Source organism: Arthrobacter sp. LFS091, assembly GCF_047977885.1.
GTDB lineage: Bacteria > Actinomycetota > Actinomycetes > Actinomycetales > Micrococcaceae > Arthrobacter.
The window spans coordinates 450531-472985 of record NZ_JBFPFP010000001.1; the positions used below are offsets into that span (position 1 = coordinate 450531).

Annotated in this window: 18 protein-coding genes; 4 read left to right on the forward strand and 14 right to left on the reverse strand. The window is 63.5% G+C overall.

Features of this window, described 5'->3' with window-relative positions:
* Positions 1-12 precede the first annotated feature (12 nt).
* The 8 genes from ACNQOP_RS02080 to ACNQOP_RS02115 all read right to left on the reverse strand — a co-directional run bounded on the left by ACNQOP_RS02080 (position 13) and on the right by ACNQOP_RS02115 (position 9135).
* A complete protein-coding gene (locus tag ACNQOP_RS02080) occupies positions 13-867 on the reverse strand; it encodes a shikimate dehydrogenase family protein (RefSeq protein ID WP_257367995.1) in 855 nt (284 codons plus the stop codon).
* Positions 864-2711 carry an endolytic transglycosylase MltG gene (gene mltG / locus ACNQOP_RS02085; RefSeq protein WP_416403155.1) on the reverse strand — a complete coding sequence of 616 codons (1848 nt, stop codon included), beginning with the start codon at positions 2709-2711 and terminating at the stop codon, positions 864-866. The genes ACNQOP_RS02080 and mltG overlap by 4 nt, the downstream gene beginning before the upstream one ends.
* Entirely contained in the window at positions 2708-3298 is a 591-nt protein-coding gene (gene ruvX / locus ACNQOP_RS02090) for a Holliday junction resolvase RuvX (RefSeq protein WP_284985767.1), read from the reverse strand. The genes mltG and ruvX overlap by 4 nt, the downstream gene beginning before the upstream one ends.
* 2 nt (positions 3299-3300) lie before the next feature.
* The gene (gene alaS / locus ACNQOP_RS02095; RefSeq protein ID WP_235520754.1) at positions 3301-5979 is read right to left on the reverse strand and encodes an alanine--tRNA ligase; all 2679 of its coding nucleotides are present in this window, start codon (positions 5977-5979) and stop codon (positions 3301-3303) included.
* A gap of 114 nt (positions 5980-6093) precedes the next feature.
* Positions 6094-6324 carry a hypothetical protein gene (locus ACNQOP_RS02100; RefSeq protein ID WP_235520755.1) on the reverse strand — a complete coding sequence of 77 codons (231 nt, stop codon included), beginning with the start codon at positions 6322-6324 and terminating at the stop codon, positions 6094-6096.
* Between the two features lie 17 nt (positions 6325-6341).
* Positions 6342-6716 (reverse strand): DUF948 domain-containing protein, encoded by a 375-nt coding sequence (locus ACNQOP_RS02105; RefSeq protein ID WP_235520756.1) that lies wholly within the window; start codon positions 6714-6716, stop codon positions 6342-6344.
* A 157-nt stretch (positions 6717-6873) separates the two neighbouring features.
* A complete protein-coding gene (gene rpsD, locus ACNQOP_RS02110) occupies positions 6874-7494 on the reverse strand; it encodes a 30S ribosomal protein S4 (protein ID WP_142939071.1) in 621 nt (206 codons plus the stop codon).
* Between the two features lie 204 nt (positions 7495-7698).
* A complete protein-coding gene (locus ACNQOP_RS02115; protein WP_416403156.1) occupies positions 7699-9135 on the reverse strand; it encodes a replication-associated recombination protein A in 1437 nt (478 codons plus the stop codon).
* A gap of 41 nt (positions 9136-9176) precedes the next feature.
* Between ACNQOP_RS02115 and ACNQOP_RS02120 the strand changes: the two genes are divergently transcribed.
* Positions 9177-9794: a Vms1/Ankzf1 family peptidyl-tRNA hydrolase gene (locus tag ACNQOP_RS02120; RefSeq protein ID WP_416403157.1), complete on the forward strand. Its 618-nt coding sequence runs from the start codon at positions 9177-9179 to the stop codon at positions 9792-9794.
* Here ACNQOP_RS02120 and ACNQOP_RS02125 read toward each other — a convergent pair.
* The 3 genes from ACNQOP_RS02125 to hisS all read right to left on the reverse strand — a co-directional run bounded on the left by ACNQOP_RS02125 (position 9781) and on the right by hisS (position 13879).
* Positions 9781-10563, reverse strand: a complete 783-nt coding sequence (locus ACNQOP_RS02125; protein WP_416403158.1) for a GNAT family N-acetyltransferase — start codon at positions 10561-10563, stop codon at positions 9781-9783. The genes ACNQOP_RS02120 and ACNQOP_RS02125 overlap by 14 nt on opposite strands.
* Positions 10564-10633: 70 nt before the next feature.
* Positions 10634-12427, reverse strand: a complete 1794-nt coding sequence (aspS, locus tag ACNQOP_RS02130; RefSeq protein WP_257367989.1) for an aspartate--tRNA ligase — start codon at positions 12425-12427, stop codon at positions 10634-10636.
* Positions 12428-12538: 111 nt separating this feature from the next.
* Positions 12539-13879: a histidine--tRNA ligase gene (hisS, locus tag ACNQOP_RS02135; protein WP_235520766.1), complete on the reverse strand. Its 1341-nt coding sequence runs from the start codon at positions 13877-13879 to the stop codon at positions 12539-12541.
* Between the two features lie 205 nt (positions 13880-14084).
* Between hisS and ACNQOP_RS02140 the strand changes: the two genes are divergently transcribed.
* From ACNQOP_RS02140 to ACNQOP_RS02150, 3 genes are all read left to right on the forward strand, one after another.
* Positions 14085-14879 (forward strand): peptidylprolyl isomerase, encoded by a 795-nt coding sequence (locus tag ACNQOP_RS02140; protein ID WP_416403159.1) that lies wholly within the window; start codon positions 14085-14087, stop codon positions 14877-14879.
* Between the two features lie 65 nt (positions 14880-14944).
* Positions 14945-16375, forward strand: a complete 1431-nt coding sequence (locus ACNQOP_RS02145) for a DUF349 domain-containing protein (RefSeq protein WP_257367986.1) — start codon at positions 14945-14947, stop codon at positions 16373-16375.
* A gap of 99 nt (positions 16376-16474) precedes the next feature.
* Entirely contained in the window at positions 16475-17080 is a 606-nt protein-coding gene (locus ACNQOP_RS02150) for a hypothetical protein (RefSeq protein WP_257367985.1), read from the forward strand.
* Here the strand turns inward: ACNQOP_RS02150 and ACNQOP_RS02155 are convergent.
* The 3 genes from ACNQOP_RS02155 to secD all read right to left on the reverse strand — a co-directional run bounded on the left by ACNQOP_RS02155 (position 17077) and on the right by secD (position 22371).
* Entirely contained in the window at positions 17077-19467 is a 2391-nt protein-coding gene (locus tag ACNQOP_RS02155) for a bifunctional (p)ppGpp synthetase/guanosine-3',5'-bis(diphosphate) 3'-pyrophosphohydrolase (RefSeq protein WP_308194943.1), read from the reverse strand. The genes ACNQOP_RS02150 and ACNQOP_RS02155 overlap by 4 nt on opposite strands.
* Positions 19468-19629: 162 nt before the next feature.
* A complete protein-coding gene (secF, locus tag ACNQOP_RS02160) occupies positions 19630-20619 on the reverse strand; it encodes a protein translocase subunit SecF (protein ID WP_257367984.1) in 990 nt (329 codons plus the stop codon).
* Positions 20620-22371 (reverse strand): protein translocase subunit SecD, encoded by a 1752-nt coding sequence (gene secD / locus ACNQOP_RS02165; protein WP_235520775.1) that lies wholly within the window; start codon positions 22369-22371, stop codon positions 20620-20622. It abuts the gene before it with no gap.
* Between the last annotated feature and the right edge of the window lie 84 nt (positions 22372-22455).

Sequence of the window (22455 nt, forward strand, 5' to 3'; positions counted from 1 at the left end):
CATGTAAGGCTTCTAGAACACCCGCCGGGGAAGCCCGACTGAGTCGCACATCACATCTATGACGGCGGCATCCACGTCACAGCCGCTGAAGCGCCTGATCTGTTCCGCCGCCTGGTACATCAGCATCTCCAGCCCGGGAACCACCGCTCCCCCATGGCCGCGCCACACTTCGGCCAGGCGGCTCGGCCAGGGATCATACGCGACATCCAGGAGCACACCGGCCCCGGTTCCGGGCAATGCCGCAAGCTCCTCAGCCAATGAGTCGGCCGCACGCGGCGGGAAGGTCGAGATCACCAGGTCCGTTCCGGCAATGGCGGTGGCTGCTTGCGTCAGCGGCCGGACAGCAATCGACATTCCGACGGCGGCCGCAGCAGCTTCCGCTTCGCCGGCACGTCCTGCGTCACGGACGAAAACGTCCACGTGGCCGGCACCAAGTTCGCGGGCAGCGGCGACGGCCGCGGCGGAGGTGCCTCCACCACCGAGGATGGCGGCATGCGGAGTGGAGGCAACACCGGCGTACCGGACCGACTCAACAATCCCCGCGACGTCAGTGTTGTAACCTACACGACGCACCGTCCCGCCGTCGTTCTCGAAAGCCACGGTGTTGATGACTCCCAGCTGGGCGCCTGCCCCGCGGACTTCGTCAACTTCCTGGACCATGGCCGACTTCAGCGGCATGGTCACCGACAAACCGCACCATGATTCATCGCCGACCAGCGATGCCATGAACTCCGGAAGGGCGGCAACCGTCACGTCAATGGCCGAGTAGTCAATGTCCACGCCGAGCTTGGCGTAGGCGGCGGTGTGCAGCGCTGGGGACTTCGAATGCGAAATCGGATGCCCCAGGACTGCGGCACGACGACTCACACACACCGTCCCGCGTTGGCCTGGCACCATGCGTTGTATTGCTCCACATAGGTTAAGTGCTCAGCCAGCGTCTTGGAGAACTTGGTCTCCTTGGTGTCCAGGTTGATCGTCACCCAGTACAGGTAGTCATTGGGGGTCGGTTTGGCAGCAGCGTCGATCGCAGTCTTTCCCGGTGATCCGATGGGACCCACAGGCAGCCCAACATTCGCGTACGTGTTGTACGGGTTTGATTTGTCGGCCTTTTCCTCTTCCGTGACGTGGAAGGACTTCCTGCCCAACCCGTACGTCACCGTAGCGTCTGACTGGATAAGCCCACTGGTTTCGACGTTGTTGGGTTTGAGCCTGTTGTAGATCGCGCCGGCCACGTTTCCGTAGTCCGCCTGGCCACCCTCAGCCTGCACGATACTCGCGATGGTCACGGTGTCGTACTGCTTGGCGGGATCGGTGATCCCCTGCGACTTCAGCTCGTCCAGTGTGGTGTTCACCAGCTTCTGGAGGATGTCCTTTCCGGAGGTCCCGAGATCGAAGCGGTACTCCCCGGGAGCCAGGAAGCCCTCAAGGTTCTTGGCCTTGGCAGGCACGCCGAACTGCGCCGGCGATTGGTTCAAGGCGTTGAGTTGCTGCAGGGGAATGCCTGATCCCTTGGAGATTGCCTCCAGGGATTCAGTGATCCGCAGGCCCGCACTCAGCGCGAAATACATGACCTTTGAAGCGTCCTTGTTGGCGAGGACAGCCACAGCATCGGAGTTCTTCATCTCGGTACGGAACGTAAATTCGCCCGGCGACAACTCGGCACCTTCGCTCATGAACTCCTTGACGAAGGAGTCAGCATCAGCAACGACCTTGTTCTGTACCAAGGCGTTCGCCACAATTTTCGGCCCGGAGCCTTCGGCCACAGTAATCTTCACTGAACCCGTACCGGGACCTGGATAGTCGGTGACCTTGTCCATCCCCAGCAATGGCTTCAGGAACTGGGCTCCTATGGCAATCGCGGCCACGAACACGCCGAGCGTGATCAGTAGGGCAAGAACGCGACGGCGTCGACGCGCCTTCTTCGCCGCAGCCTTGGAGCCCGGGGCTTCCACCGGGGCAAGAACCGGGGCAATGAGGTCGTGATGGTCTTCATGGTGGTCAACGTGGTGTTGGTCATCATGATGAACATCGTGAACATCGAAAGCGTGGTCTGCGTACTCGTGGTGGTCAACGAGGAGCGCTGCATGCTCGGCGTGCTCCACGTCGCCTTCAAGTTCGTGGTGCTGTGGTTCGTGGTGATGTAGTTCGTGGTGCTGGGGTTCGTGATCAACGTGTGCAAGGTGCGCCTGCTCCGGATCTTCGTGCCCAGCTTCGTCGTGGTGTGCCCCTTCTTCCGTTTGCGGCACGTGGGCTTCAGCCCCCGGCCCGTCAACGGAGGCCACCGCGTCGAACGCCGTCTCCGGCGCTGCGGGATGTGCTTCAGATGCGGGATTTGCCTCCGCTGCCGGATTTGCCCCAGATGCGGGATTTGCCTCCGCTGCCGGATTTGCCCCAGATGCGGGGCGTGCTTCGGGGGTGGGCGGCGCAGCAGGCTCAGGCTCAGGCTGCACCGATGGAACGGGTGGCTTGGCGGCTTCCGACCGCGCGCCCGGCACTGGTGGAACAGCGGGGGCCGGAGGAACCGCGGGAACGGGTCGCGGCAACTCGACGTCGGCAGGCGGGTCAGTTTCACCCGGCGTGGCTTCAGGAACGGGTACCACATTGTGGTTCTGGGTGGCGAGGAATCGTTCCCGCGCGCGCAGCTCTTTGCGGGTCAGCGGCATGCCGCCGCCCGCAGCACCGGTGGAGGGGTCGTTGTTGACCGGGCTCACAGTTGCAGTCCCCTCGTAGAAGAATCGGGTTCACTGCCGGAGGGAGCCTGCAGCGTTGGGGCACTGCCGGGCTTTGTGGACTGCGCCGGTACCTGCACTCGGCGGCCAACGTCCGTTCCTCTGGCTTTTTGCATGTCGATTGCTTGCTGGAGTATCCCAGCAGCAGCAACCTGATCAACCACTTTACGGTGGTTCTTGCTGCTCATGCCAGCTTCGTGCAGGTTGCGGTGAGCCGTAACAGTGCTGAGACGCTCGTCAATTAGGGCCACAGGGATGTCCGAACCGGCGAGGAAAAGCTCGCCGGCCAGGAGTTCTGCGTACTCTGTGGCCATCTGCGCTGACGCGCGTTCCTCACCTTTCATGGTGCGGGGAAGGCCAACAAATATCTGCACTGCCGGCAGCTCCAGGGCATGCTTGACGATGACGCGCACGTCGGTGTTCTTCTTGGCGTTCCGGCTCACCGTTTTGAACGGGGTCGCCAGGATTCCGTCCGGATCGCAGATCGCCACGCCCACCCTGACCGTGCCAACGTCTACCCCCAGCTTGATGCCCCGGGGGTAGACGCCACTGTTCGTACTCGCAGCCACCGTCAGCGCTTGGCTATCGCGTCCACCACCGCTGTGAGGGCCTCAGGGACCTTCCCAGCGTCGGTGCCGCCGCCCTGGGCGACGTCATCCTTGCCGCCGCCGCCACCGCCGAGGATACCGGCAGCCGTGCGAACCAAAGCGCCGGCTTTTACGCCTGCCTCGCGGGCGGCCTCGTTCGTGGCAATCAGGATGACGGGGCGGTCATTGCTGACACCTGCGACGGCCACTGTGGCGGCGTCGGAGCCCAAACGGTTACGCAGATCCAGGGCAAGGTTGCGCAGATCGTCCGCACCACCCACCTGGCCGGCATCGTGGGCGATAACACGCACACCCGCTGCATCCTTTGCCGTGCCCACCAGGTTGGCCGCTGCAGCCGTGAGCTGCTCCTTGCGGAGCCGGTCAAGTTCCTTCTCCGTGGCCTTGAGCTTGCTCAGGGTGCTGGAGATACGGTCCGCGAGCTGTCCGGAAGGCACCTTCAGCAGTTCGGTGAGCTCGTTGACCAACGCGCGCTCTGCTGCCAGGTGACGGAACGCGTCCAGGCCCACGAAGGCCTCGACACGGCGGTTTCCTGAACCAACCGACTGCTCTCCCAGCAACGAAAGGCTGCCGATCAAGGAGGTGTTGGACACGTGGGTACCACCGCACAACTCACGGGACCATGCGCCGTCGATCTCCACGACGCGCACTTCGCTGCCATAGTTTTCGCCGAAGAGTGCCATGGCGCCCAACGCCTTGGCCTCGGCAAGGCCCATCACCTTGGTGTCCACGCGGAAGTTGTTCCGGATGGCGATGTTGGAAACTTCTTCGATTTCGGACCGCGTAGCCGTGCTCAGGCCTTCACCCCAGGCGAAGTCGAAGCGCAGGTAGCCTGCCTTGTTGTAGGAACCACGCTGGGTGGCTTCCGGGCCAAGGATCTGGTGCAGGGCGGCGTGCACGATGTGGGTGCCGGTGTGCGCCTGCTCGGCTGCATGGCGGCGTTCACGGTCGACGGCGGCGCGCACCAACGCGTCGGAGCCGATCTCACCTTCGCGGACAATCGCCTTGTGCACGCTCAAGCCCTTGATGGGGCGCTGGACGTCCAGGACCTCCACCACGAAGCCGTCGCCGGTGATGAGGCCGGTATCAGCGGACTGTCCGCCGGCTTCTGCGTAGAACGGGGTTTCGTTGAGGACCAGCTCAATTTCGTCACCGGTGGACGCATGGGCCACCGCGCGTCCGCCGCTGACGATGCCGCGGACCTTAGCCTCGCCCTCGAGTTCGTCGTAACCGGTGAAGACGGTTTCGCCCTTGCCCAGGAGCTCCTGGTAGGCGCTGAGGTCGGCGTGGCCGCCCTTCTTGCCCTTGGCATCTGCTTGGGCGCGCTGGCGCTGCTCGAGCATGAGTGCGCGGAAGCCTGCCTCGTCCACCTTGAGGCCGGCCTCTTCAGCCATTTCCAACGTCAGGTCGATCGGGAAACCGTAGGTGTCGTGGAGGGCGAAAGCGTCGGCGCCCGAGAGTGGAACGCCAGCAGCCTTGGACTCAGCCACCGCATCTTCCAGGCGCGCAGTTCCGGAGGCGATGGTGCGCAGGAACGCCTTCTCTTCGGCATACGCAATGCGGCTGATCCGCGCGAAGTCCGTCTCAACGATGGGGTAGACGCCCTTCATGGCGTCGCGGGAGGCAGGCAGGAGGTCCGGCAGGCATGCCTTCTCCACGCCCAGCAGGCGCATGGCGCGGACGGCGCGGCGGATCAGGCGGCGCAACACGTAGCCGCGGCCCTCATTGGACGGAGCAACGCCATCAGCGATCAGCATCAAGGCCGAACGGATGTGATCGGCGACCACGCGCATGCGGACGTCGTCCGTGTGGTGGGGATCCTCAGGAGTCTCAGCGGAGGTGTACTCGCGGCCGGACAACTCAGCGGCTTTATCGATGACAGGACGGACCTGGTCGGTCTCGTACATGTTCTCAACGCCCTGCAGGATCATTGCAAGACGTTCCATGCCCAGGCCGGTATCGATGTTCTTGTTGGGCAGTTCGCCCACGATGTCGAAATCGACCTTGGAACGCACATTTTCGATCTGGTACTGCATGAACACCAGGTTCCAGATTTCGATGTATCGGGTTTCATCGGCCAGCGGGCCACCCTCAATGCCGTAGGCCGGTCCACGGTCGTAGTAGATCTCCGAGCACGGACCCGCCGGACCAGGCTGGCCGGTGTGCCAGTAGTTGTCCGACTTCCCCATGCGCTGGATGCGCTCAGCCGGAATGCCGGTGTTCTTGAGCCAGAGTTCCTTGGCTTCGTCGTCCTCTTCGTAGACCGTCACCCACAGGCGCTCGGCAGGGAGACCGTAGCCGCCGTCGTCGACGCTGCTGGTAAGCAGCTCGAACGCAAACTTGATGGCGTCTTCCTTGAAGTAATCCCCAAAGGAAAAGTTGCCGCACATCTGGAAGAACGTGCCGTGGCGGGCGGTCTTTCCGACTTCCTCGATGTCACCGGTACGGATGCACTTCTGCACGCTCGTAGCGCGGCTGTAGGGCGGCTCCTCGCGGGCGGTCAGGTACGGAATGAAGGGAACCATCCCGGCCACAGTGAAGAGAAGCGACGGGTCGCTGGAAACGAGCGACGCGGAGGGAACGGCGGTGTGGCCCTTGCTGACAAAAAAGTCCACCCAGCGCTTGGTGATCTCCTGCGACTTCATTAGCTGATTACTTACCCTTCTCAATTCACTGCACACGATGTGCGCGGACCGGCTGGTGCCGTTCCGCAGCTTTCCATTCTGCCCTGTTGCGGGCGCGGGAGCGAAACGCTCCCGCTAGCGGCGGCCTGCCCCGTCGTCCTGGATTCCCAGCGCCGCCCGCAAATCCTCTTCGCGCTGGTGCATGCCGGTTCGGACCGCATCGGCAAAATCAAAGAGGCCGTCGGCCATGCGGCCTACGGCGCGGTTCAGCCCTTCCGGGCCGAGATTGGCCTGCGCCTGCGTTACTTTGCGGAACGCTATGACGCCGATGGCGACGCCGATACCCATCCAGACAATTCTTTTCATCGGTTTCTCCCGTTGATTCAGCGGCTGCGGCGGCCGGAGGACGGTGTGCGGCGGCCAGCGAATGCTGAACGTACGCCGTAGCTGAATGCCGCCACCTTGATCAGCGGTGAGCCCACGGTGGCAGCAACCAGCGACGAAAGCGCCGAGATGTTGGCCGAGGCATCGGAGACATTGGAAGCTATCCCGTCAACTTTCTTGAGCTGTTGGTTGGTGGTGGTGACCGTGGCGGTCACTTCGTCCATCAGGGGCGTAGCGCCGTCGCTGATGAGCCGGATGGAGGTGCGGACTTCGTCAAAAACGCCGCCCAGCTTCAAGATGGGCACGGCCAACAGCAGGACAAGGAGCGCGAACACTCCCGCTGCGATGAGGCCGGCGATGTCGCCACCAGACATAGAACTCTTCTCCTAGGATCGTTGCGCTGCCCTGCGCCCACCGGTTCCCGGCGCGGCCAAGGCCTCCCCCAGTACCTTACCTACAAAGGGCGGGCACCCGGGATACAAAGAAGCCCGCGGCGGCTGCCACGGGCTTCTTTGTATACGCTGCTTGGATTTAGCGTGCGTAGAATTCGACGACGAGCTGCTCTTCGCAGATCACGGGGACCTCGGAGCGCTTGGGACGGCGAACCAGGCGTGCCTGCAGGGCGTCGATCTTGACGTCCAGGTAAGCCGGAACGTTGTTCAGGACGTGTGCACCAGCAGCTGCCACCTGGAACGGGGGCATAACCTCGGAGCGGCTGTGAACGTGGATGAGCTGGCCTTCGCCAACGCGGAAGGACGGACGGTCCACGCGAACACCGTCAACCATGATGTGGCGGTGCACAACCAACTGGCGGGCCTGTGCGATGGTGCGGGCGAAGCCTGCACGGAGCACCAGGGCGTCCAGACGCATTTCGAGCAGCTCAACCAGGTTTTCACCGGTCAGGCCCTTGGTGCGGCGTGCTTCTTCGAAGGCACGAGTCATCTGGGCTTCGCGGATGCCGTACTGGGCGCGCAGGCGCTGCTTTTCGCGCAGACGTACGGCGTAGTCGGAGTCCTGCTTCTTGCGGGCACGGCCATGCTCACCGGGGCCGTACGGGCGGCGCTCCATGTACTTGGCGGCCTTGGGGGTCAGAGCAATGCCGAGTGCACGCGAAAGGCGTGCGGTACGGCGAGCACGAGTGTTGTTAGCCACTTGTGTCCTTCCAATTACTGCGGTGTGTCAGTGTTACTGGCCTCCATCAGGGAGAGCATCGGCCAACCGCTGCCTCTTGCTACTAGCCCGGGCGCACAGCACTATGGAAGAAATCTTCAAAGGGATTGTGCGTCGGGCCATGCCAGACAAGGATCCATCCTACCACGCACGGCAGCAACGCCGGCCCCTGGCTGGTCCTGGCCGCTACTCACCACGCACGATCTTGCGGAGCCGCTCCAACCTCGCTGCGATATCGCGTTCGGCGCCGTTGTTGGTGGGCTCGTAATAGTCCTTTCCCACCAGGTCGTCGGGTGGGTATTGCTGCTGCGCGACGCCGTGGGGCTCGTCGTGCGCGTACTTATAGCTTTTTCCATGGCCCAATTGCTTGGCCCCGGGATAGTGCGCGTCCCGCAGATGCATGGGGATTCCACCGCCGTATCCGGCCCGGACATCGGCAACTGCCTTATTCAATCCCATGTACGCGGCATTGGACTTGGGCGCGGTGGCCAGGTGGACCACGGCTTCCGCGAGGACGATCCGACCTTCCGGCATTCCGATCAACTGGACGGCCTGCGCAGCAGCCACGGCTGTCTGCAGCGCCGTCGGATCTGCCATGCCAATGTCCTCGGCTGCTGAAATGACGATGCGGCGGGCCACGAACCTCGGGTCCTCGCCGGCCTCAAGCATGCGCGCCAGGTAATGCAGGGCGGCGTCGACGTCGGAGCCGCGGATGGACTTGATGAACGCGCTCGCTACGTCATAGTGCTGGTCTCCGGCCCGGTCATAGCGCACCGCGGCAGCGTCGAGGGCCCGCTCGGTGTGGCGCAGCTCCACCACCACTGGGTCCGCGGACTCGCCGTCGTCCTCGGCTGCGGAGTCACCGAATGCCACGCCGGCGGCAGCTTCCAAGGCCGTCAGGGCCCTTCTGGCGTCACCACCGGACAGGCGCACCAGGTGGTCCAAAGACTCGTCACTGAGCGTCACCCGTTCAGCCAAGCCCCTGGCATCAACCACCGCCTTTTGCAGCAGTCCTGAAATGTCGTCGTCGGTCAGTGGCTTCAACGTCAGCAGGAGTGATCGGGACAGCAGGGGCGACACCACCGAGAACGAAGGGTTTTCGGTAGTGGCGGCCACAAGCACCACCCAGCGGTTCTCGACGCCGGGCAGCAGCGCATCCTGTTGCGCCTTGTTGAAGCGATGGATCTCGTCAAGGAAGAGGACGGTGGTCTTCTTGTAGAGGTCCCGGGCGGTCAGGGCCTCGTCCATGACTCGCCGGACGTCTTTGACCCCGGCAGTGATGGCCGACAATTCCACGAACTTACGGCCCGGACCGCGGGCGATAACATGCGCCAGTGTGGTTTTGCCCGTTCCCGGGGGTCCCCAGAGGATCACGGAGCTGGGCCCGGCCGGGCCTGCCGCTTCGGCACCGGCGGCCAGCTGGCGAAGCGGCGAACCCTGGCCCAGCAAATGCTGCTGTCCCACGACGTCATCCAGGGTGCGGGGCCGCATCCGCACGGCCAGGGGGCTGCGCTGGGAAGCCATCCAGTGCGCGTCTGACGGCGCCCGGAGGGACTGCGGCATGCCGGGCAGGTCCTCCGACTCGTCGTCGTTGTCAGCACCGGCACCAAAGAGATCTTCCACATGGATAGGCTACTCATAGTTCCAGCAAAGGAGACATCGACGTGGGCCGCCCCGATTCCACACCGCTGCCGAAGCAGCAAGGAACCACCACCCGCTTGGCGCTGGTACCGGCCCAGCGGCTCAGCGGATGGGTGGACAGGTTCGCTGCCAGTCATGGACCGTTGCAGGAAGAGATGATCGACGACGGCCTGGTCCTGCAGGCATCCGACGGCGCGGTGGCCCTCCTGCGCGCCCCCTGGCCCGTGGACGGAAGGCCCGGGCGGGGTGCAAGCAGCATTGAAAGGCTCGCTTCCCTTGCCACCCAGGAGCGCGGCCTGGGCATCCTCCTGGTCCGCCGGGGCGGTTTCGCCGTCGCGGCGGCCAGCGGCCAGCGTGTCCTCGCTTCAAAAGGTGGCAAGCGCTACGCCGACGCCCGGACCACCGCCAGATACGCCGCAGAGGTCTTTGCCGGTCACCTGATCGAGTACATCGTTCCAGGTGGCGACAGGGCGCTGGTGGATCAGGTCCTCGCTGAACCATCCCTGGGGGCCGTGGCAGGGCGGACGCGGCTGGCCCTGCTGGACATCCAGGACCCCAAACCAGCGGTCCTCCAGAAAGCAGCCGCGGAGGCGTGCGCCATCAGGATTACCGTGACCAACCCGTCCCCTAGCAGCCACTGAGGGCACGCCTGATGGGAGCCTGCCGGTAAAGGTAGCTGCCGTAGTTGGTGAACCCCGCCTGTGCGTAGAGTGACTGCGCCACCTGGTTGGCTGCGGTGACCAGCAGCCAGAAGCCCTGGAGCCCGCGCTCGGCACCGGAGTCCAGCAGTGCCGCCAGCACCAGACTGCCGTAACCGCGCCTTCGGTGCGTGGCCGTCGTCGCCATGCCGTAGATTCCGCCCCAGCCATCTGCCACGGCGAGGCGTCCGACGGCGGCTGGCACGCCGTCGTCGTCCCTTACCAACGCGTACAACGCCGGGCAGCCGAGCAGGATCCGGCGGGCGACCGCAAGTTCTGCTGCACCGCCGCGACCATCCACCGACCACCACACGCTGAGCCATTCTTCGGAAGGTTCATCGCTGAGCTCGACGTTCCGGCTGGAAGCGGGCGCGGGCAGTCCTTCGAGGCCGCGCACCATGATCCGCGTTTCAGACTGCCTGGTGAAGCGCTGCGTGTCCAGCATGGTGTTAAGGGCGGCGCTGCGGGGGTCGTCGAAGACCTGGAAAATGAGCGGGAGGCGCCGCTGCCGGTACCACTCAGACGCAGAGCGGAGGGATGCAGCAAGGTCCGGGGCGTCGTCGGCAGAGTCAATGATGGTGCGCGGCCAGACGGAATTGGCCCTCTGCGTCACCCCTTCGGACGCGCGCAGCACCCACTCCCCTGTGTCTTCGCGTTCAACGGCAGGCCACGCCTTATCCATGAGCGTTTCCAGGTGTGCTTGCTCGAGCATGCCTCGACGCCTTTCATTCGCAGGAACACCAAAGGCCCTCCACCGCAGTGGAGGGCCTTTGGTCGTAGTGCTATTCGGACTTGTTTTCCGCCTTGGCGGCAGGCTTGGCCTCGGGCCGGAAATCGACGCCCGCTTCCTTGCGCTGCTGGGCCGTGATGGGGGCCGGTGCCGCGGTCAGGGGGTCGTACCCGTTGCCGGTCTTCGGGAAGGCAATGACATCGCGAATGGACTCCACGCCGGCGAGGAGGGCCACAACGCGGTCCCAGCCCATGGCCATTCCGCCGTGCGGAGGTGCGCCGTACTTGAAGCCTTCGAGCAGGAAGCCGAACTTCGTTTCTGCTTCTTCCTTGTCCAGGCCCATGAGCTGGAACACGCGTTCTTGCACTTCACGGTCGTGGATACGGATGGAACCGCCACCGATCTCGTTGCCGTTGCAGACAATGTCATAGGCGTAGGACAGTGCCGATCCGGGATCCTTATCGAAGGTGTCCAGGTACTCCGGCCGCGGCGAGGTGAAAGCGTGGTGCACAGCTGTCCACTGTCCGCCGCCCACAGCGACATCACCGGAAGCCACTGCTGCTGCGGCAGGCTCGAACATGGGAGCGTCCACAATCCAGACAAACGCCCAGTCGTTGGGATCAATCAGGCCGGTGCGGTGCCCGATTTCGACGCGGGCAGCGCCGAGGAGCGCCCGGGCTGCGGACTTCTCACCGGCAGCGAAGAAGATGCAGTCGCCGGGCTTGGCGCCAACAGCGTCGGCCAGGCCTGCCCGCTCTTCCTCGGTGAGGTTCTTCGCAACCGGGCCAGCCAGTTCGCCGTCTTCCTTGAAGAGGACGTAGGCCAGGCCCTTGTGGCCACGCTGCTTGGCGAATTCCTGCCACCCGTCCAGGGTGCGGCGCGGCTGGGAAGCACCGCCGGGCATGACCACTGCGCCGACGTACGGTGCCTTGAAGACGCCGAAGTTGGTGTCCTTGAAGAACTCGGTGAGCTCCGTCAACTCCACGCCGAAACGCAGGTCCGGCTTATCCGAGCCGTACCTGGCCATGGCGTCCAGGTACGTCATGCGGCGGATCGGTGTGGGGATTTCGACATCGATCAGCTGCCACAGTGCCTTGACGATCGCCTCACCGAGCTCAATGATGTCGTCCTGGTCAACGAAACTGGCTTCGATGTCCAGCTGGGTGAACTCCGGCTGGCGGTCGGCGCGGAAGTCCTCGTCACGGTAGCAACGGGCGATCTGGTAGTACTTCTCAAAACCGCCCACCTGGAGCAGCTGCTTGAAAAGCTGCGGCGACTGCGGCAGCGCGTACCAGGAACCCGGGGCCAGACGCGCCGGTACGACGAAGTCGCGGGCGCCTTCCGGCGTCGAACGCGTCAACGTGGGGGTTTCGATCTCCACATAGCCACGCTGGTGCAGCAATTCGCGGGCCACCCGGTTCGCCTCGGAGCGGAGGCGGAGGTTGCGTGCGGGGCCGGGACGGCGAAGGTCCAGGTAGCGGTGCTTGAGCCGGGCTTCCTCACCGACCTCCACGTGCTCGTCAATCTGGAAAGGCAGGGCGTCGGAGGTGTTGAGGATAACAACCTTGTCGGCGATGACCTCGATTTCACCGGTCGCCAGGGCCGGGTTTTCGTTGCCTTCAGGACGCTTGTTGACGGTACCCGTCACCTGCAGCACGTACTCGTTCCGCAGGCCATGGAAGACCTCTTCCTCACGGACAACCACCTGGGCGACACCGGACGCATCACGCAGGTCAACGAATGCAACGCCACCGTGATCACGGCGCCGTCCCACCCAGCCGGCCAGGGTAACGGTTTGTCCAATGTGCTCGGAGCGAAGCGATCCGAGGTCATGTGTGCGCAGCACAGCATTCCTTTCAGCATGAAATTTAACGGGACCGCTGCAAAGCGGTCCCGTCCGAGTTTACCCGCCCCGGCCGCGCCTCCCGCCACAGGCGGGACAAGCTCTGTGTGCGTATCAGGCGGTTGTGGTGACGCGTACGTGCAGGTCCTCTTCCGACGGCGTCCAGCTGGACGGGTCAGCATCAACCTGTTCACCGGAACGAATGTCCTTGACCTGGTGCTTGCCGTCGTCGTCGGTGAACCACACGAAAGGAATGCCCCGTCGGTCGGCGAACTTGATCTGCTTGCCGAACTTCTCGGCTTTGGCGGCGACTTCCGTGGCGATCCCCCGGCCCCGCAGCTGCGCTGCGATGTCCTGGGCGGCGGCCCAGCTGTCGTCCGTGTTCAAAGCCACGAGAACTGCTGTGGGTACCGAACGCGATGCCGTTGCCAGTTCCTGGCTGAGGATGCGGGAAACCAGGCGCGTCACGCCGATGGAAAGCCCGACGCCGGGGAACTTGCGGTTGCCCTTGCTGGCCAGGGCGTCGTACCGGCCGCCCGAACAGATGGAACCGAGCTGCTCATGGCCCACCAGCACCGTTTCGACCACAGTTCCGGTGTAGTAATCCAGGCCGCGGGCGATGCTGAGGTCCGCCACTACCTTGCCCGGGGCGCGCTGGACTGCGGCCTGGATGACCTGCTCCAGTTCGTTGAGGCCTTCCTCCAGGAGGTCATCGGTGATGCCCAGGGCGCGCACCTGCTCGACAAACGAGGTGTCTTCGGTCCGGATACTTGCCAGTTTCAGGGCGAGGCCGGCCTGTTCGTCCGTCGCCCCCAGCTCAGTCTTCAGGAGCTCGGCAACCTTCGCGGCCCCGATCTTTTCCAGTTTGTCGATGCTGCGCAAGACCCCGGCAGTGTCTGTGAGGCCAATGCCACGGTAGAAGCCTTCGGCAAGTTTCCTGTTGTTGATCCGCAGCCGGAAATCCGGAATGGGCAGCGCACTCAGGGCCTCCGCGATCACCAGGGCAATTTCGACGTCGTAACGGAACGGCAGCTCGCCGTCTCCCACGACGTCGATGTCGGCCTGGGTGAACTCCCGGGCACGGCCTTCCTGCGGACGCTCGCCACGCCAGACCTTCTGGATCTGGTAGCGCCGGAAAGGAAACGCCAGGTAGCCGGCGTTTTCCACAACGTAGCGGGCGAACGGCACAGTGAGGTCGAAGTGCAGGGCCAGGGCGTTAGGATCCGTTTTGGCGGCGTCACCGTCATCGTCCTGAAGCCGGCTGAGGCCGTAGACCTCCTTGTCGATCTCGCCTTTGCGAAGCAACTGGCCAACTGTTTCGACGGCCCGGGTTTCAATCGATGAGAAGCCGTGCAGTTCAAACGTCTTCCGCAGCGTATCGAGCACGTGGAGCTCCACCAACCGCTCCTGGGGAAGCCACTCGGGGAATCCGGACAGGGAGGCGCTACGTGCCATGGAATGTGTCTCCTCAGAAAGCTGACGCTGGCAACAGCACCGCAGCTTTAAACATCCAATCGGCGTTTATAAGGCGGGCGTCCAGCCGGTCATGCATAAACTATGTGCGGCAGCCAGTTTATGCTTTCCGCGCGTGCACATCTAATGCAGCATGCCCGCATACTGCCCGGCTACCATCGGAAGCGGGACACAATCAGGAGGACTCTTGGCTACAAGGTCGCGGGATGACCGCGAATCGAAACGTCGCATCAGGCAGATGGAAGCCAAGCGTGCCCTGCGGCAGGAACAGGGCAAGCGACGCAAACGCGACAACACCATCGCCATCAGCGCCGGCGCGGCAGCCGTGGTCCTGGCTGTCGTGATGCAGCTGACTGTCTTCAGTTCCAATCCCACCGAGGCCGAGTTCGCCGCCGCCGAAGCCGGCCTGAGCTCTCCGTCCACTTCGCCGTCGGCTTCCAACAGCGCCGACATTCCCAGCCCGGACACCGCTGCCGGCAAGACCTTCACGGGTGACTTGGTTTTGAACGGTGGCACGCTGGGCGTTGAGTTGAACGGTACCGCCGCACCGCAGGCAGCAGCGGTACTGAAATCACTGGCGGACGCAGGCTATTACAACGGGGCAAACTGCCACAGGCTTACGACGGCGGAAACCTTCGGCCTCCTGCAATGCGGCGCGAAGACCGCCGACGGCTCGGACGACGCCAACTACCGTTGGGGCCCACTGGAAAACACCCCCACGGACAACAAATACCCCGCCGGAACGATCGCTGTTGCCCGCACCGGCAACAACGCCTACGGCAATGGCCACCAGTTCTTCATTGTCTATAAGGACACCACCATTCCCGCCGACACAGCCGGCGGCTACACCGTGGTGGGCAAAGTAACCAGCGGCCTGGACGTTGTTACGAAGATCGCTGCAGCCGGCCTCAAAGCCGGCGCAAACAGCGGCGACGGCGCCCCTGTGGCACCTGTCACGATAGACTCGTTCTCTCTGAAGTAACCAACTCCTGGCCCCAGCCCGGGGTGCATTACCCAGCAGTCCCTCCAAGCGAAAGACTTTTAGCGGTGACAGACAGTCAGAAACCCGACGAAACAGCAGTAGCGGCCAACGAAGAAGCTGCCGGACAGGCGCCAGCCGCGCCCCGGCCGACGCCTTCCGCAGCCCCGTCTCCCGCGGCTTTCGCGGCCCGCCCCAAGGCTCCGGCCGCCGTCGTCCCTGCCGCTCCGGCTGTTTCATCGGCGTCGCTTGCTGAGGCAGCGAAGTGGGGCCGCGCAGAAGGGGACGGCCATGTGTTCCTGACACTGGACGGCGAAGAAATCGCTGTCGGCCAGTACCCCGGCGTCAGCCCCGACGAAGCACTGGGCTACTTCGCCCGGAAATTCGACGACATCATCGCCCAGGTGGTCCTGCTCGAACACCGTGTGGAGTCCAAGGCACCTGCCACGGACATGCAGAAGACTGTGACGCACCTCCGCGAACAGCTCGCTGAGCGCAACATGGTGGGCGATATCCGCTCGGCGGAAAGCCGCCTTGACGCTTTGTCGGCCCAGATCGTTGAGCTGGAAAAGACTGAGAAGGCTGCTCACGAGGCCGTACGCGCCAGCGAACTCGCTGCACGTGAGGCCATCGTTGCCGAGGCTGAGTCCATTGCCGGCCAGGATCCGGCCCACATTCAGTGGAAGACCTCCAGCGCGCGCATGAACGAGCTGTTCGAAACCTGGAAAGCAGCACAGAAGAGCGGCGTCCGCCTGGGCCGCAGCAACGAGGACGCCCTGTGGAAGCGGTTCCGTTCCGCACGCACCGTCTTTGATCGCCATCGCCGGGCCTACTTCTCCCAGCTGGACAGCAACAACTCTGCTGCCAAATCAGCCAAGGAAGCCCTGATCGCCGAGGCTGAGGCACTCTCCTCCTCCACTGACTGGGGCTATGCCGCCGGGGAATACCGCAGGCTCATGGACCAGTGGAAGGCCACGCCGCGTGCGAGCCGCAAGGATGACGACGCCCTGTGGGGCCGCTTCCGCGCAGCGCAGGACGTGTTCTTCAGCAACCGCCAGGCAGCCAATGACCAGATCGACCAGGAATACACCGCGAACCTGGCCGTGAAGGAACAGCTGGTCGCCGAGGCACAAGCTCTTCTGCCGATCAACGACCTCAACTCCGCCAAGAAGGCCCTCCAGTCCATCCGGGACCGTTGGGAAGACGCCGGCAAGGTTCCCCGCGCCGACATGGGTCGAATCGAGGCAGGTCTTCGCAAGGTCGAAGACGCTGTTCGTGAGGCTGAGGAAGAGAAGTGGCGTCGGAGCAATCCGGAAACCAAGGCACGCACCAACAGTGCGTTGTCCCAGCTCGAAGCCGCCATCGCTGGCCTCAAGGAAGACTTGGAGAAAGCCGAAAAGGCAGGCGATCAGCGACGCATCAAGGCGGCCCGCGAAGCCCTGGAAGCCCGTCAGGCCTGGCTTGACCAGATCCAGCGCTCGGCCAGCGACCTCGCTTAGCACCACCTGACGTTCCCGTCCTACAGGCTCCGTTCCGGTTATCCACATAGCCGGGGCGGAGCCTGTACTCGTTGGGTGGCCGCACGGAATGATCGGTGGATGGTCCCCGTTGCAACTGCCCCACACTTAGTGGAGCCCGTACTGTCCGAGCTCTACTCCCCCAGCCGCCTTTTTACCTGGAATGAATTGCAGGGCATGGCCATCGACGGCATCCTCCTGCCGCTTTACGGGAAGAGTTATGCCTCGCCAGGCGTGGCTGTCACTTACCGCCTGCGGGCCCGTGCTGCGGCCATGACAGTGCCGGAGAGGATTCGGACCAAAGTGGTGGCCGGAAGGCTGACCGCGGCATGGATCTACGGCTGCGCGAAGCCCCCTGAACGCCTGTCCCTCCTGGTCGATGCGAAGCACCGGATATCCAGCCTGCGGGGAGCTGCTGCCTGCAGTCTCCACGAAGTCAGGCTGGGACAGCTGGATGTGGTGAGCATGGGCGGGATGCTGGTCAGCAGCCCGCTGCGCACCGCAGCCGATATCGCCCTGCACGTGGAAACAGAACGTGCGCTGCCCGCATTGAAGCGCCTCCTGAGCCGGGACGAGCTCGGCATCAGGCTGCGACTGCTCATCCTGGCCGTCGAGGCCGCGCCCAGGGTGCCCCACAAGAAGCGGGCACTGGCCACCCTGGCACTGCTCGATAATGGACCGGGTTAGCTGCGGCGCCGGTTCCCCGTTGTGCGGTAAACGTCGAAGACACCGTCGATGCGACGCACGGCGTTCAAGACATGGTGCAGGTATTTGGGGTCACCCATCTCGAAAGCGAACTTCGAGATGGCCACCCGGTCACTGGACGTATGCACGGATGCGGCCAGGATGTTGACGTGGTTCTCGGACAAGATCCTCGTAACATCCGAGAGCAACGATTTGCGGTCCAACGCTTCCACCTGGATCTCCACGAGGAAGACGCTGGACTGGGTGGGGGCCCACTCCACTTCCACAATCCTGTCCGGCTGGTCACGGAGCCCCGAAACGTTGGTGCAGTCCGTCCTGTGCACAGAGACACCGGAACCACGGGTAACAAAGCCCAGAATTGGATCCGGGGGCACAGGGGTACAGCAGCGGGCCAGCTTGACCCACACGTCCCCGACACCACGGACGATGACGCCGGAGTCGGAGAACTTGGACTTTGCAACCTGGGTGGGGATGCTGACTTCTTCAAGATCTTCGTCCGGGGTCTCCTGGCCGCCAAGGTGCTCAACGAGCTTTTCCATGACGGACTGTGCCGACGTGTGTCCATCGCCGACTCCCGCATACAGCCCCGAGATGTCGACGTAGTGGAACGCCTCCGCCACGGCCGACAAAGCATCGTGCGTCATGAGCCGCTGCAAGGGAAGGTTCTGCTTCCGCATGGCCCTTGTCAGCATGTCCTTGCCGCGGTCGATCGCCTCTTCGCGGCGTTCCTTGGTGAACCATTGGCGGATCTTGTTCCGCGCACGTGCCGACTTGACGAAGTGCTGCCAGTCCTGGCTCGGCCCGGCCCCTTCGGCCTTCGAAGTGAAAATCTCCACCCAGTCGCCGTGGTTGAGTTCGCTGTTCAGTGGAACGAGCTTGCCGTTGACGCGTGCACCGATGGTGCGATGGCCCACCTCGGTGTGTACCGCATAAGCGAAGTCAACGGGAGTGGAACCGGCGGGCAGGGCCATGACCTCACCCTTGGGGGTGAAGACGAAGACTTCCCGGGCGTTGATTTCATATCTCAGGGAATCCAGGAACTCGCCAGGATCGGAAGTTTCCTGCTGCCAGTCCACCAGGGACCGAAGCCATCCCATGTCCCCGTCCCGCGGGCTGCCAGGACCTTGGGCTGTACGGTTGGGCTGGTCTTTGTACTTCCAGTGGGCTGCTACACCGTATTCGGCCCGACGATGCATTTCATGCGTGCGGATCTGGATTTCGACCGGCTTACCGCCTGGACCGATCACCGTGGTGTGCAGCGACTGGTACATGTTGAACTTGGGCATCGCGATGTAATCCTTGAACCGGCCCGGCAGGGGGTTCCACCGCGAATGGAGCGTTCCCAGTGCGGCATAACAATCCCGCACGGAATCGACCAGGACACGCACGCCCATGAGGTCGTTGATGTCGTCGAAATCCTTATCCCTGACGATCATCTTCTGGTAAATCGAGTAGTAGTGCTTCGGCCTGCCGGTGATGGTGGCCTTGATGCGCGAGGTCCGCAGATCGTCGGCGATCTGGTTGCGGATGACGCTGAGGCTCTTTTCACGCTCCGGCGTGCGGTCTCCCACCATGCGGACGATTTCCTCGTACACCTTGGGATACAGCGCCGCGAAGGACAGGTCCTCAAGTTCCCACTTGATGGTGTTCATGCCCAGGCGATGGGCAAGCGGAGCAAAGATTTCCAGGGTTTCGCGGGCCTTGCGCGAGGACGACTCCGCAGAGACGAAGCGCCACGTTCGCGCATTGTGCAGGCGGTCCGCCAGTTTGATCATGAGGACACGGATGTCCTTGGCCATGGCCACGACCATCTTGCGGACGGTCTCGGATTGGGCAGCCTCGCCGAAGCTGACCTTGTCCAGCTTGGTCACGCCGTCCACCAACATGGCGACCTCGGGGCCGAAGTCGCGGGTGAGGTCGTTGAGGGTGTAGGGAGTGTCCTCCACGGTGTCGTGGAGCAATGCCGCCGCCAGGGTGGTCCCCGTCATGCCGAGCTCAGCCAGAATAGTGGCCACCGCAACCGGGTGGGTGATGTACGGGTCACCACTCTTGCGCTTCTGGCCTTGGTGGCTCCGCTCCGCTACGGCGAACGCCCGTTGGATCAGGTCGAAGTCCTCTTTGGGGTTATTGGCCCGAACGGTGCGCAGCAGCGGTTCCAGGATTGGCGAGTAGGGGGCGACGCCCCGGCCTGTGAGGCGGGCGAGCCTGGAACGTGTACGTTCCCTCCTGCCGGGGAAAGTCGGGCGCACGCCGCTGTCGATCGGTACCGCACCTGCGGTCCGTCCGGCCACGCCTGTTGTTGGGACGGCCACAGCATTACGGCCATCTTCCCCGCCCGCCGGTGGTGCCGACGTCGCACGTTCTTCCACAGAAGCACCCCTCACAACCTATTTAATTCTCCCAGTCTATTCCCGTCAGCGAATGCTTCTGCAACCGGACAGCACATGACGAGGACGTGGACAAGTCAAAGAGCCGGCCTCCGCAATGCTGCGGAGGCCGGCTCCCTAGTGAAACTGTACTTTGGGGTGGACCTAGACGGTTGCCTCGGCCCTGCGGTGCGATACCTTCTTGGCTTGCTTGACGAGCTCCGGTTCGCCTTGGCGCAGCCAGGCGTACAGGGGCGCGGCGATGAAGATCGTTGCCGCTGTGCCAATGAGGATGCCCACGAACAGTGCCAAGGAGAGGTCCCGCAACGTACCGGCACCCAACAGCCCGGCCCCGATGAAGAGGATGGCTGCCACGGGCAGGACTGCCACCATCATGGTGTTGATGGAGCGAACCAGGGTTTGGTTGACTGCGAGGTTGACCTCTTCAGCGAAGGTACGACGCGTCGACGTCGTGATATCGGACGTATTTTCGCGGATCTTGTCGAACACCACCACGGTGTCGTAGAGCGAGTAGCTGAGGACCGTGAGGAAGCCGATGATGGCCGACGGCGTCACTTCGAAATCGCTCAAAGCGTAGACGCCCGCTGTGGTGAACATGGTGACGAGCATGCCCACCAGTGCCGACAGCGACATTTTCCATGTACGGAAATACAGCGCCATCAGGATCGCCGCCAGCCCAACGAAGACCACCAGGCCGATGAGCGCCTGGCGCGTGACGTCCTGCCCCCAAGTGGGGCCCACGAAGTTGGACGTCACCTCGTTCTCGGTGACCCCGTACGCACTGGTCAACGCGTCCTTGATGCGGTTGGTTTGTTCGTCACTGAGCTGATCCGTCTGGATCCGCATGGTGTTGCCGGCCACGTTCGCGACACGCGGGATGGCCTCGGGCACCACTTCGTGGACTGCCTTCTCGCCGAGCCCGGCGTCGGTGTTGGCCACGTTCGAAACGGTGAACTCGGAGCCACCGCGGAATTCGATGCCGAGGTTGAATCCGCCCTTGACCACAGGGATCAGGATGGACAGAGCCACGGCTACGGCCGCAATGGTGAACCAGATCTTCTTGGAATTGACGAAGTTGTACGAACGCTTGCCCGTGTAGAGCTCATGGCCGAAGGTCGCGAAGCTCGTTGTCATTTACTTCTCCTCCTTGGTCGCCTTGGAGGAGCCGGCGAACTGGCTCTTCTCGGCGAGGCGCCGTTCGGCGATGGTCATGCGGCGTTCTGCTTCGGCTGCTGCACCGGTGTTGCGCGCACGTACCGGCGTCGGCTTTTGATCCGGGGTGCGGAGCCTGCCGGCGCCGCGGTACAGCGGAACAGCGCCCAGACGGTCGGGCGACAGTCCGGAGAAACGGTGTCCTTCGCCGAAGAACCGGGTGCGTGCCAGGACCTGGAGCATGGGGTGCGTGAACATGAACACCACCAGGAGGTCGGCCAGGGCTGTGAGGCCGAGGGTGAAGGCGAAGCCGCGGACGTTGCCCACAGCCACGAAGTAGAGAACCAGGGCAGCGAGGAGGTTGACTGCCTTTGAGGCCAGAACGGTGCGCTTGGCACGCTTCCAACCATTTTCGACGGCGGACACGAGTCCACGGCCGTCGCGGAGCTCATCGCGGATACGTTCGAAGTAAACGATGAAGGAGTCCGCGGTCTGGCCGATGGCAACGATCAAACCCGCAACGCCGGCCAAGGAAAGCCGGTAGTTTTCGGTCCAGCCGAGAATGGCAATGGCAAGGTACGTCAAGGCACCGGCAACCACCAGTGATGCGATGGTCACAAAGCCGAGTGCCCGGTATTGGAAGAGCGAATAGACCACAACGAGCAGCAGGCCGATCACACCGGCCAGCAGGCCCAGGCGAAGCTGGTCGCCACCGAGCGTCGCGGAAATTTGCTCCTGTGACTGGATTTCGAAGCTGATGGGCAACGCGCCATACCGGAGCTGGTCGGACAACGCCTTGGCTGATGCCTGGGTGAAGTTGCCCGTGATCTGCGGCTTACCGTCCGTGATGACGGCAAGGGAGCGAGGCGCGGAGATGACCTTGTCGTCAAGGACAATCGCGAACTGCGATTTGGGATCATCCGTACCCTGGGCCTGCGCGGCAGCGTAGAACTGGTTAAGGCGTTCGGTGACTGCCTTGAACTTCGCGGTAGCATCCGCGTTGAAGACGATGTTCACGCCCCAGGAGTTCGTGACAGAACCCTGTGCACCCTGGACCTGGGAGTAGGTCGAGTCGCTGATGTCCTGACCCTTGACCTCCACCGGTCCAAGGATGTACTTGACCGCGGGAGTCTTGTCCGTGGCGGCCTCGCAGGTGACCAGCGGCTTGGCCGGGTCTGAGCGCTCACGCTTCTCCGTGGACGGATTCACGCAGTCCAGTGCTTCAAATTCCTTGACGACATCGGCAGTGACCCAGTTGATGTCGCTTGCGTTGGCCGGCGCCGCAGTGGGCTTGGGCAACTGGGCATCAGGGGTACGGGATTCGGCTGGAACGGCAGCCGGGTCTCCCGCAGCGATGACCGGGCGGAAGTTCATGTCGGCAGATGCCTGGATGAGGTCGCGGGTTTCCTTGGAGGGGGTTCCCGGAAGGCTCACTACCACGTTGCGCCCGGACTGGGTGCTGATTTCCGCTTCGGCTACACCTGAGCCGTCAACGCGCTGCCTGATGATGGCAACGGCCTGATTCAGCTGTTCCTCGTTGATTTCGCCAGAACCCTCAACCCTGGGAGCCAGGATCATCTGGGTTCCGCCTTCGAGGTCCAAAGCAAGCTTCGGAGCCCAGCTGGCATGGCCAGTCAGCACTCCGCCACCCAGGACAGCGGTCAGTACAACAAATATTGCGCCTAGCCATGTCAGCACCCTGCGGGCTGAGTTTTTGGGGCCGGTCCTTGCCATTATCGATCTTCCTCTTATCGCCGGACAGCCGCCGGCGGACGCTGGTGAGCGTCTGCCGGCGGCTCTCCGCTGCCGTAGAAGTTG